Source organism: Solibacillus isronensis (assembly GCF_900168685.1).
GTDB lineage: Bacteria > Bacillota > Bacilli > Bacillales_A > Planococcaceae > Solibacillus > Solibacillus isronensis_A.
Genome location: NZ_FVZN01000014.1, coordinates 1,287,136 through 1,301,956 on the forward strand (window position 1 = coordinate 1,287,136; position 14,821 = coordinate 1,301,956).

Sequence of the window (14,821 nt, forward strand, 5' to 3'; positions counted from 1 at the left end):
TTAGAACTTTACATACCAAACAGTGATCACATATCCGTAGTAAATCCGTTAAACCCAATATCTACATTCCAAATAACTCCAATTTTTTTGACAACGACACTTAGGCCGGTTTGAACGGCAGTTTCCATTACAATGCTATTTTCATATTCCATAATAACTGATCCTTCTTTTTGGCCTGTGAGCTCGGCATGGAAGGTGTTTGTGCCGGGACCTCGTGTAATACTTGCAATTTGCTCGTAGTTTTTCGTGGTGATTTTGTGTTTTCCGATGTTTGGTGTTAATTCTGTGTACGTATCGGAAAGCTGCTCTTTTAATGTCTCAATTGTATAGAAAAAGCTGTCAGGATTCGTTTTAGCCTCAATTGCATAGCGGATGTGCTGACCGTCCGCAAGTTCGAGCGTTGCGATATATTGACCAGGTTTATCGATCACAACTGAAACGTAGTAATCATTATATTTTTCGAATGGTACGTTGTCCGATAACCTTTGCCCCTCCATTGTAGACAGCGTTATGTTATTAACGGTCTTATTAGTTAATTCATATAACGATAAGTCGATTTTTGTCGGTAAATAATCATCAGTTTGCTTTAATGTTGGCTTGAGCTCACCATTTTCTTCTTTCACGTGTACATAGTATTTTTTGTTTACTTCTTTATTCGCTTTTGTGCCTCGGACAATGAGTGTGGATGTCCCTTCTTTTAAGGGAACGAGCTGCACCATGTGACGGTAGGTAGAAAATTTCTAAATCTTTAAAGGGATTTTCAATATTTGTTGAGCGTGGTAAATCAAATGCTTTCACAATAATTGATGCCATTTGTCCACGTTTTATCGGATCATTCGGCCCGTAACGCCCATCACTGTAACCGCCAATAATGCCTTTTTGTGCAAGTGTCGCAATCGCCTTATAATAGCCATTGTTTGTTGAGACATCTTTAAAGTCAGGATTTTTTACATGGGATGTATCAAATTTCAACATTTTACAATAATGGCTGCGGCCTGTCCGCGTGTAATAGAATTTTCAGGCTTAAATGTTCCATCTGCATAGCCGCCAATAATATTGCGCTCAGCTAAATCATAAACCGCCTCGGCAAAGTATTGTGTTGATACGTCAGAAAATTGCTTTGTGTTTGCTGTTACGCCTATAGGCAAGCTACATGCCAGTGCAAGCCCACTAATGAATATAAGTAATTTCTTCATCGTTTAATCTCCTTTATTTCGAAATGCCCCGTACAGACGGAAAAAACGAGAAATAGTTTCAAAATTTTTTAGATTTTTTTGGAACGCCAATATGTCCATAAATGCTGTTCTTTAATGATTTAGTTAATTGCTCTTGTTTTAGAAAGAAATGATGATGAGGATTTCGAATAGGTTAAAAATTACTGATTCTTCAATTAATTAAGAGGGTACTCCATAGATAGCTAGTGCTAAGTTATTAAAATCGGGATATTATTTTAGTTCAATATTACTATTTTAAAGTATTGTGAAAGGAAGTTTGGCGTTTCTATTGTTGTTTTATAATTTATCTTGATATAATTCAATCGCCCTACAATTAATGTAGCTTTATACATATAAAATGTCTTTACAAATACAACAAACGTAACAGGAGAATTGAACATGAAAAAAACAGGTATCCAAGTAAACACAGTACGAAAAGTAGTAAATATTTTTGTGAATGGCAAAATGACAATTGAAGATGCGAATGCATTCGTTGCAGACTATAATTCTAAAATGAAAGCCATCACACCATCTGCATTTGATTTGGAAGTTGACTGTACACAAATGCAATTGTTGAATGCTGATATGACAGCAAATTTAACAGAAGTTATGAAAATGTATAAAACAACAGGGTTCAAACAAGTGAAATTTACAGTAGAAAATAATTTAACGTTAAAAATGCAATTAAGTCGGCTGGCAAATGCGGCTGGACTTACAAATGCAACAGTTGAATTAATTAAATAAATCAAACAACAATAAGTTCAGTAAGGAGTTAATACATAGCATGGCGAATATTAAAATAAATAACGTTGCTATTTATCATCCTGAAAATTTAGTGGCGAATGAGTTTTACTTAGAGCATTTTAAAGAGCAAGGAGAAGATGTTACCGGCTTCTTGACTTCGATGGGAAGAAATAAACGTTATATTATCGACAACAATGAAAATTCCCTGACAATGGGAATTGAAGCGGCTAAGCGAGTTTTAGCAAAGGCTCAATTAACGGGAAAAGATATTGATATGATTGTGTTTTCTACGCAAGTGCCTGAGCATACGTTACCTACAAATGCGATGTTTGTGCACCATGAAATTGGTGGATCGAATCATACAATGATGTTTGACAGTAATGCCAATTGCGCTGGAATGACGGTCGCAGTGGAAAATGCTTCACATTATATGATGTCAAACAGACGTATTAACCGCGCGCTAATTATTGGTTCTGACGCTAACAGTTTAATTTCCAATCCCGAACAGGCATTTACATATGCCAACTTCTCAGATGCAGCAGCTGCCGTTATTCTAGAAAAGACAGCAGATGAAGATACCGGGTTTATTGATGCGGTATACGAAGTGGATTCAGCGAATAGAAATAATATAATTTATCCAAAAGAAGGCTTTTCTCAAACAATCGGCAAGAAAGAGCATATCGTTTTTACACCGTTTGACGGTGCGATGGCAATTCCGGTCGCATGTGAGATGATTGAGGAACTTCTGAAAGATAACGGCTTGAAAATTGAAGATGTTAATTCGTTTTGCTTATCGCAATTTGCCCTATCGAACATCTTGAAAATACAAAATCACTTTGATATTCCAGAAGAAAAGATTATATATATAGGGGATAGATACGGCTATACGTCAACTAGCAGTCCCTTCATTTGCTTAAATGAAGGAATTGAAACAGGCCGTATTAAACGTGGTGACATTGTATTATTCTGGACTATTGGAGCTGGTCACGAAATGGTAGCAATGTTGTTTAAATATTAATAATACAAATTTAAAGACGACAACCATGGTTTAAAGGGTTGTCGTTTTTTGCGTTCTTAAAATTTTGTTAATGAGCCTGACATTCATTTAAGAATAATTCAGGAAATTTTTGGTTTTTAATTGTAAAATGGAAATAGAATGAGAGAGTCTTGTTAAAAAGGGCACTCAATCTTCAACATCAAGCAGTTTAGCAGAACAAAATATAAGATAGTTTGCTTTTTTCTTTTGGTAAGTAAATAAATTTAAAGTTCAGGAGGAAAAATGAAAAACAACAATACGCTAAAAACGATAAACTGGGTGACATTCATTATTATTTTAATGGTCGGAATTTTTACAGCCGGGATGACGCTCTATGACTTAAATACACAGGTTGCCTTTGGTGAAGAAGGGCAGTCTCGCGCAGGATTCCGTTGGGGGATATTACAAAAAATCATTTTAGCTATAATAATATTGTCATCTTTCTTATTAAGTATTGGTTGGAAGCGATTATTCCCATTTAATGTACCTATTGCAATAATAATAGCTGGTTTATGCTATCAACTATTTTTCTTTACATTCACTATTGGATGGGTCGGTTTTGTTGGGACATTTGGCTTCCTTATAGCATTTTTGATTGGAATAATATTAATTATTTCTTACACCGTTCTCAAATTTATAGAAAGCCGTAAGTACATTGAAATGGATTAAAAGGTTCAACACCTATTAAATTAAGCGGTGATGTATTTTACCAGGAGGGAGGGAAGTCATGAAACGAAAACGTTTACTATTAAAAGTGATAATAATAGGCCTTCCCATCACTGTATTCCTTCTATGGATTACCGGTGCTATTAATCTATGGTTTTATGGAATGGGGGATATTAGTGATAACGTAAAGTTTTATTCTCTAGAATTAAAACCCATAGATGGTGAGTATTCTGTATTAATTGATTTAAGTGACCTTGAAAGTAACAAAGGAAAAATACTTTATGATGATGGTGAACATCAGATTTACATTTCGGATGTCTTTATTTCAAATGAAGAAAATTACGAAGTGTTTTTTAGATCAAGAGGTAAATATAATTTACATGGTGCAACATTGGTATCAGGTATTGCACATAAACGAGTACAGGGTGGATTTACTTTCGGTTTATTTGCAACTGCCAAAGCAACTTACCGTGGCGACACTTTCAAATTATATGCATCTGGTACATCTGGACTAAACTTTAAAGATGGAGATTCTTTTGGGTTGTATTTAATTCCGCATGATAGAGAGGTAACTTTAAATATTGCTGAAGATCCTATTATTGAAATTACACTTTCTAATCTGATTATGCACAAATGGGCGAGTAAATATGGAATATAATTGAGAAAACAGAACTGAGTTGCCGTTTATTAATGCCGTTAAGAAGAGGAATTATTATGGGCGGAGATTCTATTGTTTGGCTAGTTATAATACTGTCTATTTTAAGTGATGGATTAGCAGTGTATTTATACCGTAAAAAGAAATTCCCTTTATGGGCTTCGGCAATTATTATGGCCCTGTTAGTTCCGGTAATCGTATATAGTTTCGTGGCTTTAGGAATTGATTATTTTAATAGAACCAATACCGATCCAGATAATACAGGAAAAGGGATCGCTTTTGCAGGAGGATTTATGCGTTAGTACTGGCATTCAATGCAATAGTTATGTTTGTTATTGGAGTTATTTTAAATATCTATACTTTCATTAAAAAGAGAAAAAAGGTATAACAGCACGGGCATGCGAAACTGAAAACTCTAAGGGGGTAATATAGTGAAACCGCATAATATAATAATAACGCAATATCACCCAAAATATGCTGAACAGACTGTGGAGATGTGGCGAGAAAGTAAGGAACGGGCTATTGGTCAGAAAGAAATGCATACCTTTGATAGTCATATATATTTTTTAAATAATATATTGCTTGAACATTATCAAATAGATGTAGTGCTAATAGATGACAAAGTAGTTGGAATGATTGCCTATAATGAAAGGGAGATCAGCCAGCTTTACATTCATACTGATTATCAAGGGTTTGGTATAGGTCAAACATTACTTGATAAGGCAAAAGAACAGTCAAGTGGGAAACTAATATTATATACATTTGAAGTAAATGAAAACGCGCGGCGATTTTATGAAAAGAATGGCTTTAACATAAAATCCAGAGGGCACGAAAATGAAGAAAATTTACCTGATATTCTTTATGAATGGATTTCCAATAAATAATTTAATGGGGAAAATGGGGTGATGTTTGTTGAGAATAATTTTTTCAGTAATATCGGCACTTCTATGTTTGGTATTAATTTCACTATTTAACGAAATGCCTTTTCGTTTGGAGGAAAAGATTTTTAACTTAATTGTTGCTCCTAATGTAACCGCTAAAATAAACTTAACAGTTTTTGCTCATTTCAATTGAACACTTTTTCACCAATTTAATAGTTTCCTGTAAACTGGAATTATCAGTTTATAAGGAGGCTGTACTAATGGAGGAGAAGCTTGTGTTACATATCGAAATTCATCAATTACGCAATCGTCGATTTAAGGTTGCACAAATCGCAAAACGACTAAAAATATCACGTAACACCGTGTATAAATATTTAGATATGTCATTTGAAGATGCAGTAAATGAATTTAGTCAGACTGGACGCAAAAAGAAGCTGGATGAATACCAAGATTGGATTGTAGGTTGGTTACTTGAGTTTCCTAGCTTAACGGGGGCGCAAGTCTTAGATTGGCTACAAGAAAAATTCCCAACGATTGATGTAGGAGAAAGTACGGTTAGGCGTTATGTAAATGAAATTCGTGAAATTTATCAAATTGAAAAAGTAGATGAACCTCGCGAATACGAAGCCGTCATTGAGCTGCCTCCAGGGAAGCAATTACAAGTAGATTGGGGACAAACCATTCAAAAAACAACGGTTGGTAAAGAAGTGAAATTATATTTCGTTGCCTTTGTGTTAGCACACTCCCGGCATAAATTCACGGTGTGGTTAGATCGACCTTTTACAACAAGAGATACAATAGACTGTCATGAAAAAGCTTTTCAGTTTTATGGCGGTATAACGGATGAAATTGTTTACGATCAAGACAATTTAATTGCGGTAAGTGAAAACGCTGGGGATCTTATTTTAACTCAGGAGTTTCAACAATACGTAAAAGACCGGAAATTTAAAATCTATCTGTGCCGCAAAGCAGATCCCGAATCGAAAGGCAAAATAGAGAGTGTTGTAAAATACGTAAAATATAATTTCGCTAAAAATCGAATTTATACAACACTTGAGGACTGGAACGATAGGTCTTTAAAATGGTTAGAACGTACAGGGAATTATAAAGTGCACAATACAACAAAAAAGAGACCTTTCGAAGTGTTTCTCCTGGAAAAGCAACACTTAAGAAAAATCTCTACACCGCTTCCTAAATTAGAAAGCAACCATACAGAAATTATAACAAGGAATGTCAACAAGGACAACACAGTTCGGTACGCATCTAATCGATATTCCGTTCCACTGGGAACATATACGAACTATCCAGTCATACAAATAGTGCCCCAAGGGCAGAAATTAAAAATATTAGTACCGCATACTGGCGAAATTCTTACGGAACATACCATTAGTTTAGAAAAAGGCAAACTGATAAAAAATATAAATCATGGACGTGATCGCTCTAAGTCGCTCGATGAGTTACAACGTAATGTGCTCACTTTATTTCCATATAAAGGAGCCGAGCAATATATTCAAGATGTTTGTCATACATACGGTCGATATCGTAGAGATCAATTATTGTTATTCCAAAAAATTGCGAAAGAGAACCCAGAATGGATTTCTGCAGCAATTGATAAATGTATTCAAGAAAAGTTATATAGCGCAAATGAGTTTCGAGATGTGGTCGCCTATTTTAAGCGAACAAAAATTGAACCAGAGCAGCCAATAACTACTGTAAAAGAATCAAAAGAATCGCTAGCAATAGCAGTTCAAACGAGAGATTTAAAAGAATACATTCAACGTATGGGAGGCAAATAATATGAGTAAAAGTGTGGCAGATATCCAACAGGCATTTAAGCAATTACGTTTAGCAGAAACGGCTGAGGGGCTCCCAGAGCTTCTCCGCCAAGCGGAACAAGTATCGTGGACGTATTTAGAATTCATTGATGAGCTAACAACATTAGAGCTTAGAAGACGAGAAGAAAAGAGTATCGAAAAGCGTTTATCGTGGGCACGTTTCCCATACCATAAGCCGTTGCATATGTTTCAGTTAGAGGAGCAAACAGCGATTACAGAGCGCCAAATGAAACAGCTACAAGAGTTCCAATGGTTAGAGCAAAGTTACAATTTAATTCTTTTAGGACCACCTGGTGCAGGGAAAACGTTATTGGCCGTAGGCTTAGGCATTGAAGCCATTCAAAAAGGCTTTCAAGTCTATTTCATAACAATGGGAGAATTAATTCAGTTATTGAAAACAGAGGAATTTACACATCGCTCACAAATCCAATTAAAACGTTTGAGAGCGTCAGATTTAATTATTATCGATGATGTGATGTATATGGCTTTAGATCAACGGGAAGCCACTTTATTCTTTCAACTCGTACATCAGCTATACGAACAAAGTTCGCTAATATTGACATCAAATCGAAGTCCAGAAGAATGGACAGAGTTAGTGGATAACCAAGGGATGATGACTGCTATTTTAGACCGCCTGTTACACAGAGTCGAGGTCATTCATATGAACAATGAAAGTCATCGTTTAAAACATCAACAAAGAATCTTTAACGAATAAAAAGTGTTCATCCTTAATGAGCAAAAAATGTTCAATTTGGGTTGACGGTGACACCTAATTTATATTTACCATTTGGAGTTGGTATTTTAGGATTTTTGTTTGCCATGTTCGGTGTGAAAGGTTATTTCAGACTTACCTTACTAGGATTAAATATAGTTGGTTTGGTTGGCTATCTTGTTATATTTATTATGGCAACAGTGGGTTTTCAAGAATCATAAGATTTTCTAGTTATATACTAAATTAGCTTTGTGTTATGTAAGACTTTTTTCAGTGGGCGTTTCCTTGAATAGGGAAAGGCTCTTTTTGCGATTAATGGCTCAATTTATAAATACCACTTATTACGCAAATGTGTATTCGAGTAAAAATAACCAAGACAATGCCTTGGCTATTTTGTATTTCCATAAGGAATGCACATAGGGGTTCCGTAGATTGGATCTTCTATAATCTCGCAATTCAGGTGAAAAACATCTTGAACAAGCTTTATTGTGAAAATGTCCTCTGGCTTTCCTTGTGCATATATGCCTTTATTGACGAGGGCAATAATATTGGTAGCATAGCGGCAAGCCAAATTGATGTCATGCAGTACCATTACGATTGTTCGATTCTTTTCTCGGTTTAACTTGTACAATAAATCTAATACTTCTATTTGATGTGTGACATCTAAATAGGTTGTTGGTTCATCAAGTAAAATAATATCTGTTTGTTGTGCCAAAGTCATGGCGATCCATGCACGTTGTTTTTGTCCACCGGAAAGATTATCAACTTCGCTATCCTTAAACTTCGTTAAACCTGTGGCAGCAATCGCTTGTTCAACAATAAGTTGATCCTCATTAGACCATTGTTTGCGCCAATTTTGATACGGAAATCGTCCTTGTTTCACTAATTGGAGTACAGTTAAACCTTCAGGTGCCATTGGCTGCTGTGGTAAAATGGCCAGTCTCTTAGCAGTATCTTTTGCGGACAATTTCGTAATATCCTCATTATTTAAAAGGATGGATCCGCTTTGCGGTTTCAATAATCGGGCAATGGATCTCAGAAGTGTAGATTTCCCGCAACCATTTGCACCGATTAATACGGTGATTTCTCCTTTAGGCAAAACTAAATCTAAAGGCTCGATAATAATTTTTTCACCGTAATTTAACTGAAGCTGCTTTGTTTCAATCATTCTTATCAGCCTACCTTTTTTTGCATTTTAATTAACAAATAAATAAAGTAAGGTGCTCCAATTGCTGCAGTAAATACCCCAGCAGGAACAACAATAGAATCAAACAAGCTCCGACCAATTGTATCAGCTAGTATAACTAGTATCGCACCGATACAAGCGGAGGCTGGAATTAGTGAACCAAAGGATGATCCTACTAATTTACGAGCAATATGGGGAGCCATTAATCCTACAAACCCAATTGTACCCGCAAATGAGACGGCACTCCCTACAAGAGCGGTACACAAAAGTAATAGTGCCAGTCTCGTTTTTTGAACATGTTGTCCAAGACTCGTTGCCGCATCGTCGCCAAATTGCTGTAAATTTAAATGACGAGAAACGAGTAAGGTAATGATGAACAGGCAAGTGACTACGGGAATAATTATTTTCACTTGTTGCCAAGTTGCACTATTCACACTGCCGGTAATCCATACATTTGCTTTGCTTGCCTGATAAATCGGGCCGATAATCATCAATAAGGTTGTAATTGCCTGCATTAATGAAGCTATGCCAACTCCGATCATGACGAGTCGTGTCGCTGAAACACCATTTTTCCACGCTAAACTATAGACGAGTAGTGCCGTAGCTAATGCACCTATAAACGCCGCAACCGGCATCCATTCTATACTTACAGTTAGTGAATTGGTAGCATCGCTAAAAAGTGCTAAAAATGCAACGACTGCCGTTCCTGCACCAGCTGAAATACCGATTACATCTGGTGATGCCAAAGGATTGCGAATAATTCCTTGTAAAATTGCACCCGAAATTGCTAACGCCATACCAGCAAATATTGAGACAAAAATTCGTGGCATTCGAAATTCCTGAACGATTAATGTGTCAAATTCAGATCCATTGCCAAAGAGTATTGCAATAACTTTAAGCGGGGAAATAAAGGAATCACCAACGGATAAACTGAAAATAAACGTTAAAACTACTATAAGCATTAATATTAAAAGCTTTTTTACAGCGCTGTAATCTACTAATTGTGAAAAATAATTTGATTGTAAGTTCAGTAACTTTTTCATCCTTTATTAAATCCCTTTCTCGCTATATATACAAAGATTGGCGTACCAATTATGGCAGTCATGACACCCACGGGTACTTCTTGTGGCATGATGATATAACGTGCACCTAAATCTGCAAACAGTAATAGTATTGCTCCAAATAGTGCAGATAACGGTATATACCATTGATGTTCCGTTCCAATTATTTTGCGTGCAATATGCGGGATGATTAAACCGATAAAGCTTATTGGTCCAGCGATTGCAACTGAACCACCAGCCAGTAGTACAACGATGAATACAATTAATAACTTGGTTTTTAAAACATTCAATCCTAGTCCTTTTGCGACATCCTCACCTAAAGACAGCAAATTCAATTGTTTCGCCATAATCGCAGTAATTAGCCAGCCTATAGCAAAAAAAGGCAGTACTGTCCATAGCATTTGGATATCCCTTCCCTGTACAGATCCCGCAAGCCAAAATAATACCTGATCGAGCTGTGCTTCATTGATCGCTAACAACCCTTGAGTGATGGAATAAAACAATGCACCCAGGGCAGTCCCAGCTAAAGTCAAGTTCATAGGCATCATTTCTCCATGACCAACAGAACTAATCGCTAGAATACTAAGGGCCGATACAGCCGCACCTAAAAATGCGACTAATGTGAAACTAAAGAGACTTGTCATTTGTAAAACACTTAGAGCAAGTACTACAAATAAGCCGGCGCCAGCATTAATTCCTAAAATACCTGGAGAGGCTAAAGGATTTCTTGTCATTGTTTGAAGCAAAGCACCTGCAATTGCAAGGGAAGCCCCAACAAAAATGGCAATAAGCGCCCTCGGTAACCGATGATTAATGATAATGATATGTTCATTACTTTTGTTGAAATGGAAAAATGCTTCCCAAGTTGTATGCAGATTAGTATTAGCATAGCCGTATGTAATACTTAGCACAACTCCTATTATCATCACAATAAAACCAAATAATAATAGAATTATTTTCGATAAGTTACTTTTCATCATATGAATTCCTTTGAGTAGAATGAATATTTAAAAAATATTGTTGACAGAAGATTCCTAGTCAAATATGATTTAAATTGTTAGATAATGATAATCATTATCAATTATTTGTTGGCACAATAATACTAACATACATATCGGAGGAAAAAAAGTATGAAAATATCATTTAGTAAAGTTTTAGGAATTTTATTACTATTAACAGTTTGTGTTCTAGCTGCATGTAGCGATTCAGAAAAAACGAAGGAGGCAAGCGGTGCGGAGCCTGCAGAGGGAAAATCTGTCTCATATACAGTACAACATGTGATGGGTTCTACAACTATCACATCAACACCTGAAAAAATCGTCGTACTAACAAATGAAGGTACAGAAGCTTTACTTGCTTTGGGAATTAAACCCGTTGGCGCAGTATCTTCATGGTCAGGTGAACCTTGGTATGAACATATTGCAGATCAAATGGACGGAGTAGAAGTTGTGGGGCAAGAAACAGCAATCGATTTAGAAGCGATTGCTAAGTTAAAGCCAGATTTAATTATCGGTAATAAAATTCGTCAAGAAGCTGATTATGAAAACTTAAGTAAAATTGCGCCGACTGTTTTTGCTGAAACATTAACAGGTCAATGGAAAGATAATTTCTCATTATATGCAGAAGCAGTTAATGCTGTAGATAAAGGCAAAGAAGTATTGGCGAATTATGATGCTAAGATTCAAGAAACAAAAGAAGCTTTAGGTGATGCAACAAATCAATCTGTTTCTGTCGTTCGTTTCTTATCAGGCACTTCCAGAATTTATTTCACAGACTCGTTTTCAGGAGTTATTTTAAAAGAATTAGGCTTTAATCGCGTAGAAAAGCAAGCGGATTTATTTACTAATGACAATCAAATGGCAGTAGAAGTTGGCAAGGAATTAATACCTCAAATGGATGGAGATTTGCTATTCTACTTTACTTATCTCCCAACAGGCGACGATTCAGCATCTGCAACAGAAGCCGAATGGACAGCTGATCCATTATGGCAAAATCTTAACGCAGTAAAAAATGGAAAAGCGATTAGCGTGAGTGATGCTGTTTGGAATACAGCAGGCGGCATTTTAGCAGCTCAAAAAATGCTGGAAGAAATTCAAGAATTATTAGCACCTTAATTTGAATTAGCAGACGTTTGGAATTGATTAAATTGCAATTCTAGATCGTCTGTTTTTTTTATTTAGACTGAAGTTATTCGCAAAGTAAAGCTTCGAAAATAATTACAAACAATTTAGAGGGATATTACACCTTCATATCAAATCATTAAGTAATATCTATCTTGGAAGGGGCAACGCAAGTGTATCAATATTTTAATGGTTTCGTAATTAGAGAAGGTACTGAAGGGATTCCAGCTGATTTTGTTGAGACCTTGTTTAAAGACGCTGGATGGGCAAAAAATATTCCATCATGGCAAAAAGAAAAGTACTCACTAATCTTTAAAAATTCAACTTGGGCATTTACTGTCTGGGATAATGAGAGAATGATTGCAATGGTGAGAGTGATATCCGATCAAATCATGGCAGCGAATATAATGGATTTAGTCGTTTTATCGGAATATAGGGGCAAAGGGATAGGTAAAAAACTTGTTGAGTTATGTATTCAAAAACTTCCGCATGGGGACTGGTTTGCGCACACTTCAGCAAATAATTTCAAATTTTATGAGAGCTGCGGAATGGAAGTGAAAGATTTATCGGCCCATGGCACTTGTGTCTATTATGGTTATATCCAAGCAAGGAAGATGGACACCGATAATTAATAGCCTATTTACGCGATTTTTGAAAAGGACTTGTGTTTTTTCATAATACGGTGAAAAAATTTTATCAGGTAAGAAACATATGAAACTGAAATACAAGAAGCATTGATAATCTTGTAGAAGAATAATTAGGGAGGTGATGTTTTGATAATAATGATAAATGGAGCATTTGGCGTAGGTAAAACTACAATTGCAAATAGGCTCGTGAACGAAGTCGAAAATAGTATGATTTATGATCCGGAAGAAATAGGTTATATGTTAAGAAATGTTATTCCCATTGATATGAAAAGAACAGAAACCCCCACAGGAGACTTTCAAGATTTGGATTTGTGGAAAGAGTTAACAGTCGATATGGCAAAGAAGTTAATTACTAAATATGAAATCAATCTAATTGTACCAATGACGATCAGGAAAATTGAATACTTTCATTACATATACAACGGATTTAAAAATATTGATGAACAAACGTATCATTTTTGTTTAAATGCAAGTAAAGAGACGATTTACGAAAGGTTAAGACTACGTGGAGAGGAAGAAGGCAACTGGTGTTTTCAACAAACCGATAAATGCTTAGAAGCTTTTAATCAATATGATTTTGGAGAATATTTAGATACTGAAAGAAATAGTATCGATGAAATAATTCTAGAAATAAAAAGGAAGTTAAAGCTTCTTTAAACTGAAGTATATATTTATAAATCGAGAGGCTTTTTGTAAAATAATTAATTCAACTACAGAAAGATGATGGAGAAATTATCGAAAAGATGATTCAAATTGGAGATTACTTTCAGGATAAGCGCTAAGTGATTCTCTCGTAAAGGATGATGTTAATATGGAACTGTTATATCTGGTATCAGCTTTATTGTTCTCGATCCTATGGTTTCTAAATTTGGTTCAGCTCTTAGAAAAATTACATCAAGGAAGAAATATACATAATCAAAAGTTATTAGGCTGTGTTTGGAGTGCTTGTTTAATTTTATCTATAATTTCTGTATATCTATATTTATATAGCTGCTTGAACGTCTAGATTAAGGGTTATCGCAGGTAAGGGCAACAGCTTCGACTAATGGGGCCAATTAATTACAGAGAAAGGTGGGAGAACATCATTTCAGAAAATAAGAGAGCGATTATGCTGTTGGAGCAAAACAATTATGATGAAGCATTTTCACTATTTAAAAAGCTGGCAAGAGAAACACCGTCTGTTCAGAGTCTTAACAATTTGGCATGGATTATGTTGCGTGAGGAAGAGAATCGAGATGAGGCAAGGGCATTATTAGAGCAATTACTCGTCCTTAACCCAAAGTCTTCGTTTCCATATATGTTGCTCGGTGAAATTGCGTTACATAACAAACAATATGATGAAGCAAAGCATTATTTACTACAGGCGCTCAGCTATAGAGAGACGGAGGAAGCGACCTATAATTTAGCAATGGCGCATTTTCAGCTCGGTGAATTTGAACAAGCAGCGAAAGTCTTTTCTCGCTGTGATGGTGATTCAGGAATTACGCAATTACACGAGGTCGTATCTTGGCTGTATGCAGGTCATATTGATAAGGCAAAGACGCTTTTAGCTAAATGGAATGATGAAGCGGATGATTACACAGGTGCCATTGAAATTGCAGATGTTTACATAGAGCTTAGTTGTTACAAGAAAGCACGAGCACAATTTGAAAAAGAATGGAACAGCTATTATATTTCACCTTATTGCGTCAGTCGCTATGCTTATACCTTGTGGCAATTAGAGGACTACGATGCTTGCCGTGCAATAATTCAACAAGCAATTCAACAGAATAAAGAAGAACAAATGGATGAACAGCAAAGGGAGCTGGAAGAGCATTGGACAGCGCAGGATCGTGACGAGTGCATAAATGAATTAACCGAACAGCATCACACTCTCGAAACGCTTTGGCGGAGCTTGGAAAATGGTTATGTGCCTCCCTTTGACTACGATATGTATCCCAACGGCGGCTGTCAGCTGTTTGGCTGCACGCAGCATGGCCATCCTGAATACGAAGAGGTTACAAGAGGGGAAATTAGGTAGGCAAAGAGTTCATGATACATAAAATTCAAGCTATATGGCTGGCT

The 14,821-nt window shown here is 36.1% G+C and carries 18 protein-coding genes and 1 pseudogene; 13 read left to right on the forward strand and 6 right to left on the reverse strand.

Annotation, left to right across the window (positions count from 1 at the left end; all coding sequences use genetic code 11):
• Positions 1-26 precede the first annotated feature (26 nt).
• From B5473_RS20960 to B5473_RS20970, 3 genes are read right to left on the reverse strand one after another with little or no spacing between them, the layout of a single operon-like run.
• Positions 27-623, reverse strand: a complete 597-nt coding sequence (locus B5473_RS20960) for a hypothetical protein (RefSeq protein WP_254865338.1) — start codon at positions 621-623, stop codon at positions 27-29.
• 28 nt (positions 624-651) lie between these two features.
• Complete coding sequence (locus tag B5473_RS20965; protein ID WP_254865339.1) at positions 652-975, reverse strand: S-layer homology domain-containing protein; 324 nt, start codon at positions 973-975, stop codon at positions 652-654.
• A complete protein-coding gene (locus B5473_RS20970) occupies positions 969-1,196 on the reverse strand; it encodes an S-layer homology domain-containing protein (RefSeq protein ID WP_254865340.1) in 228 nt (75 codons plus the stop codon). The genes B5473_RS20965 and B5473_RS20970 overlap by 7 nt, the downstream gene beginning before the upstream one ends.
• A 417-nt stretch (positions 1,197-1,613) precedes the next feature.
• Here B5473_RS20970 and B5473_RS14930 point away from each other — a divergent pair, with 417 nt between their 5' ends.
• From B5473_RS14930 to B5473_RS20705, 9 genes are all read left to right on the forward strand, one after another.
• Positions 1,614-1,958, forward strand: a complete 345-nt coding sequence (locus B5473_RS14930; RefSeq protein WP_079526534.1) for a hypothetical protein — start codon at positions 1,614-1,616, stop codon at positions 1,956-1,958.
• Between the two features lie 40 nt (positions 1,959-1,998).
• Complete coding sequence (locus tag B5473_RS14935; RefSeq protein WP_079526536.1) at positions 1,999-2,976, forward strand: ketoacyl-ACP synthase III; 978 nt, start codon at positions 1,999-2,001, stop codon at positions 2,974-2,976.
• Between the two features lie 261 nt (positions 2,977-3,237).
• Entirely contained in the window at positions 3,238-3,663 is a 426-nt protein-coding gene (locus B5473_RS14940; RefSeq protein WP_079526539.1) for an RND transporter, read from the forward strand.
• Between the two features lie 58 nt (positions 3,664-3,721).
• A complete protein-coding gene (locus B5473_RS14945) occupies positions 3,722-4,318 on the forward strand; it encodes a hypothetical protein (RefSeq protein ID WP_079526541.1) in 597 nt (198 codons plus the stop codon).
• Positions 4,319-4,374: 56 nt separating this feature from the next.
• Positions 4,375-4,617, forward strand: a complete 243-nt coding sequence (locus tag B5473_RS14950; RefSeq protein WP_079526543.1) for a hypothetical protein — start codon at positions 4,375-4,377, stop codon at positions 4,615-4,617.
• 129 nt (positions 4,618-4,746) lie between these two features.
• On the forward strand, positions 4,747-5,199 hold the full coding sequence (locus tag B5473_RS14955) for a GNAT family N-acetyltransferase (RefSeq protein WP_139377746.1): 453 nt from the start codon (positions 4,747-4,749) through the stop codon (positions 5,197-5,199).
• 272 nt (positions 5,200-5,471) lie between these two features.
• Positions 5,472-6,992 carry an IS21 family transposase gene (gene istA, locus B5473_RS14960; protein WP_368483368.1) on the forward strand — a complete coding sequence of 507 codons (1,521 nt, stop codon included), beginning with the start codon at positions 5,472-5,474 and terminating at the stop codon, positions 6,990-6,992.
• A 1-nt stretch (position 6,993) separates the two neighbouring features.
• Positions 6,994-7,746, forward strand: coding sequence for an IS21-like element helper ATPase IstB (gene istB / locus B5473_RS14965; RefSeq protein ID WP_079523243.1), 753 nt, complete (start codon positions 6,994-6,996; stop codon positions 7,744-7,746).
• Positions 7,747-7,793: 47 nt separating this feature from the next.
• Positions 7,794-7,964 carry a hypothetical protein gene (locus tag B5473_RS20705; RefSeq protein ID WP_176142085.1) on the forward strand — a complete coding sequence of 57 codons (171 nt, stop codon included), beginning with the start codon at positions 7,794-7,796 and terminating at the stop codon, positions 7,962-7,964.
• Between the two features lie 167 nt (positions 7,965-8,131).
• On the opposite strand, the gene B5473_RS14970 is transcribed toward B5473_RS20705, so the two are convergent.
• Genes B5473_RS14970 through B5473_RS14980 form a run of 3 tightly spaced genes read right to left on the reverse strand, consistent with a single transcriptional unit; the run spans position 8,132 to position 10,970 of the window.
• Positions 8,132-8,911 carry an ABC transporter ATP-binding protein gene (locus tag B5473_RS14970; protein ID WP_079526545.1) on the reverse strand — a complete coding sequence of 260 codons (780 nt, stop codon included), beginning with the start codon at positions 8,909-8,911 and terminating at the stop codon, positions 8,132-8,134.
• Between the two features lie 5 nt (positions 8,912-8,916).
• Positions 8,917-9,972, reverse strand: a complete 1,056-nt coding sequence (locus B5473_RS14975; RefSeq protein WP_439848472.1) for a FecCD family ABC transporter permease — start codon at positions 9,970-9,972, stop codon at positions 8,917-8,919.
• A complete protein-coding gene (locus B5473_RS14980) occupies positions 9,969-10,970 on the reverse strand; it encodes a FecCD family ABC transporter permease (protein ID WP_079526547.1) in 1,002 nt (333 codons plus the stop codon). Before B5473_RS14980 ends, B5473_RS14975 begins: the two co-directional genes overlap by 4 nt.
• A gap of 150 nt (positions 10,971-11,120) precedes the next feature.
• On the opposite strand from B5473_RS14980, the gene B5473_RS14985 reads away from it, so the two are divergent.
• From B5473_RS14985 to B5473_RS15005, 4 genes and pseudogenes are all read left to right on the forward strand, one after another.
• Positions 11,121-12,104 (forward strand): ABC transporter substrate-binding protein, encoded by a 984-nt coding sequence (locus tag B5473_RS14985; RefSeq protein ID WP_079526549.1) that lies wholly within the window; start codon positions 11,121-11,123, stop codon positions 12,102-12,104.
• 179 nt (positions 12,105-12,283) lie between these two features.
• Positions 12,284-12,738 (forward strand): annotated as a pseudogene (locus B5473_RS14990) (GNAT family N-acetyltransferase).
• A gap of 154 nt (positions 12,739-12,892) precedes the next feature.
• Positions 12,893-13,414, forward strand: a complete 522-nt coding sequence (locus B5473_RS14995; protein ID WP_254865398.1) for an AAA family ATPase — start codon at positions 12,893-12,895, stop codon at positions 13,412-13,414.
• A gap of 388 nt (positions 13,415-13,802) precedes the next feature.
• Positions 13,803-14,777, forward strand: a complete 975-nt coding sequence (locus B5473_RS15005) for a tetratricopeptide repeat protein (RefSeq protein ID WP_079526558.1) — start codon at positions 13,803-13,805, stop codon at positions 14,775-14,777.
• The last annotated feature ends 44 nt before the right edge of the window (positions 14,778-14,821 follow it).

Excerpts from the sequence above, each read along its gene's own strand:
- B5473_RS15005 (WP_079526558.1), top strand. The coding sequence starts at position 13,803 with ATGGGGCCAATTAATTACAGAGAAAGGTGGGAGAACATCATTTCAGAA.
- B5473_RS14935 (WP_079526536.1), top strand. The coding sequence starts at position 1,999 with ATGGCGAATATTAAAATAAATAACGTTGCTATTTATCATCCTGAAAAT.
- B5473_RS20970 (WP_254865340.1), bottom strand. The coding sequence starts at position 1,196 with ATGAAGAAATTACTTATATTCATTAGTGGGCTTGCACTGGCATGTAGC.
- B5473_RS14985 (WP_079526549.1), top strand. The coding sequence starts at position 11,121 with ATGAAAATATCATTTAGTAAAGTTTTAGGAATTTTATTACTATTAACA.
- B5473_RS14970 (WP_079526545.1), bottom strand. The coding sequence starts at position 8,911 with ATGATTGAAACAAAGCAGCTTCAGTTAAATTACGGTGAAAAAATTATT.
- B5473_RS14995 (WP_254865398.1), top strand. The coding sequence starts at position 12,893 with ATGATAAATGGAGCATTTGGCGTAGGTAAAACTACAATTGCAAATAGG.
- B5473_RS14930 (WP_079526534.1), top strand. The coding sequence starts at position 1,614 with ATGAAAAAAACAGGTATCCAAGTAAACACAGTACGAAAAGTAGTAAAT.
- B5473_RS14945 (WP_079526541.1), top strand. The coding sequence starts at position 3,722 with ATGAAACGAAAACGTTTACTATTAAAAGTGATAATAATAGGCCTTCCC.
- B5473_RS20965 (WP_254865339.1), bottom strand. The coding sequence starts at position 975 with ATGTTGAAATTTGATACATCCCATGTAAAAAATCCTGACTTTAAAGAT.
- istB (WP_079523243.1), top strand. The coding sequence starts at position 6,994 with ATGAGTAAAAGTGTGGCAGATATCCAACAGGCATTTAAGCAATTACGT.
- B5473_RS14940 (WP_079526539.1), top strand. The coding sequence starts at position 3,238 with ATGAAAAACAACAATACGCTAAAAACGATAAACTGGGTGACATTCATT.
- B5473_RS14950 (WP_079526543.1), top strand. The coding sequence starts at position 4,375 with ATGGGCGGAGATTCTATTGTTTGGCTAGTTATAATACTGTCTATTTTA.
- B5473_RS14975 (WP_439848472.1), bottom strand. The coding sequence starts at position 9,972 with ATGAAAAAGTTACTGAACTTACAATCAAATTATTTTTCACAATTAGTA.
- B5473_RS14980 (WP_079526547.1), bottom strand. The coding sequence starts at position 10,970 with ATGATGAAAAGTAACTTATCGAAAATAATTCTATTATTATTTGGTTTT.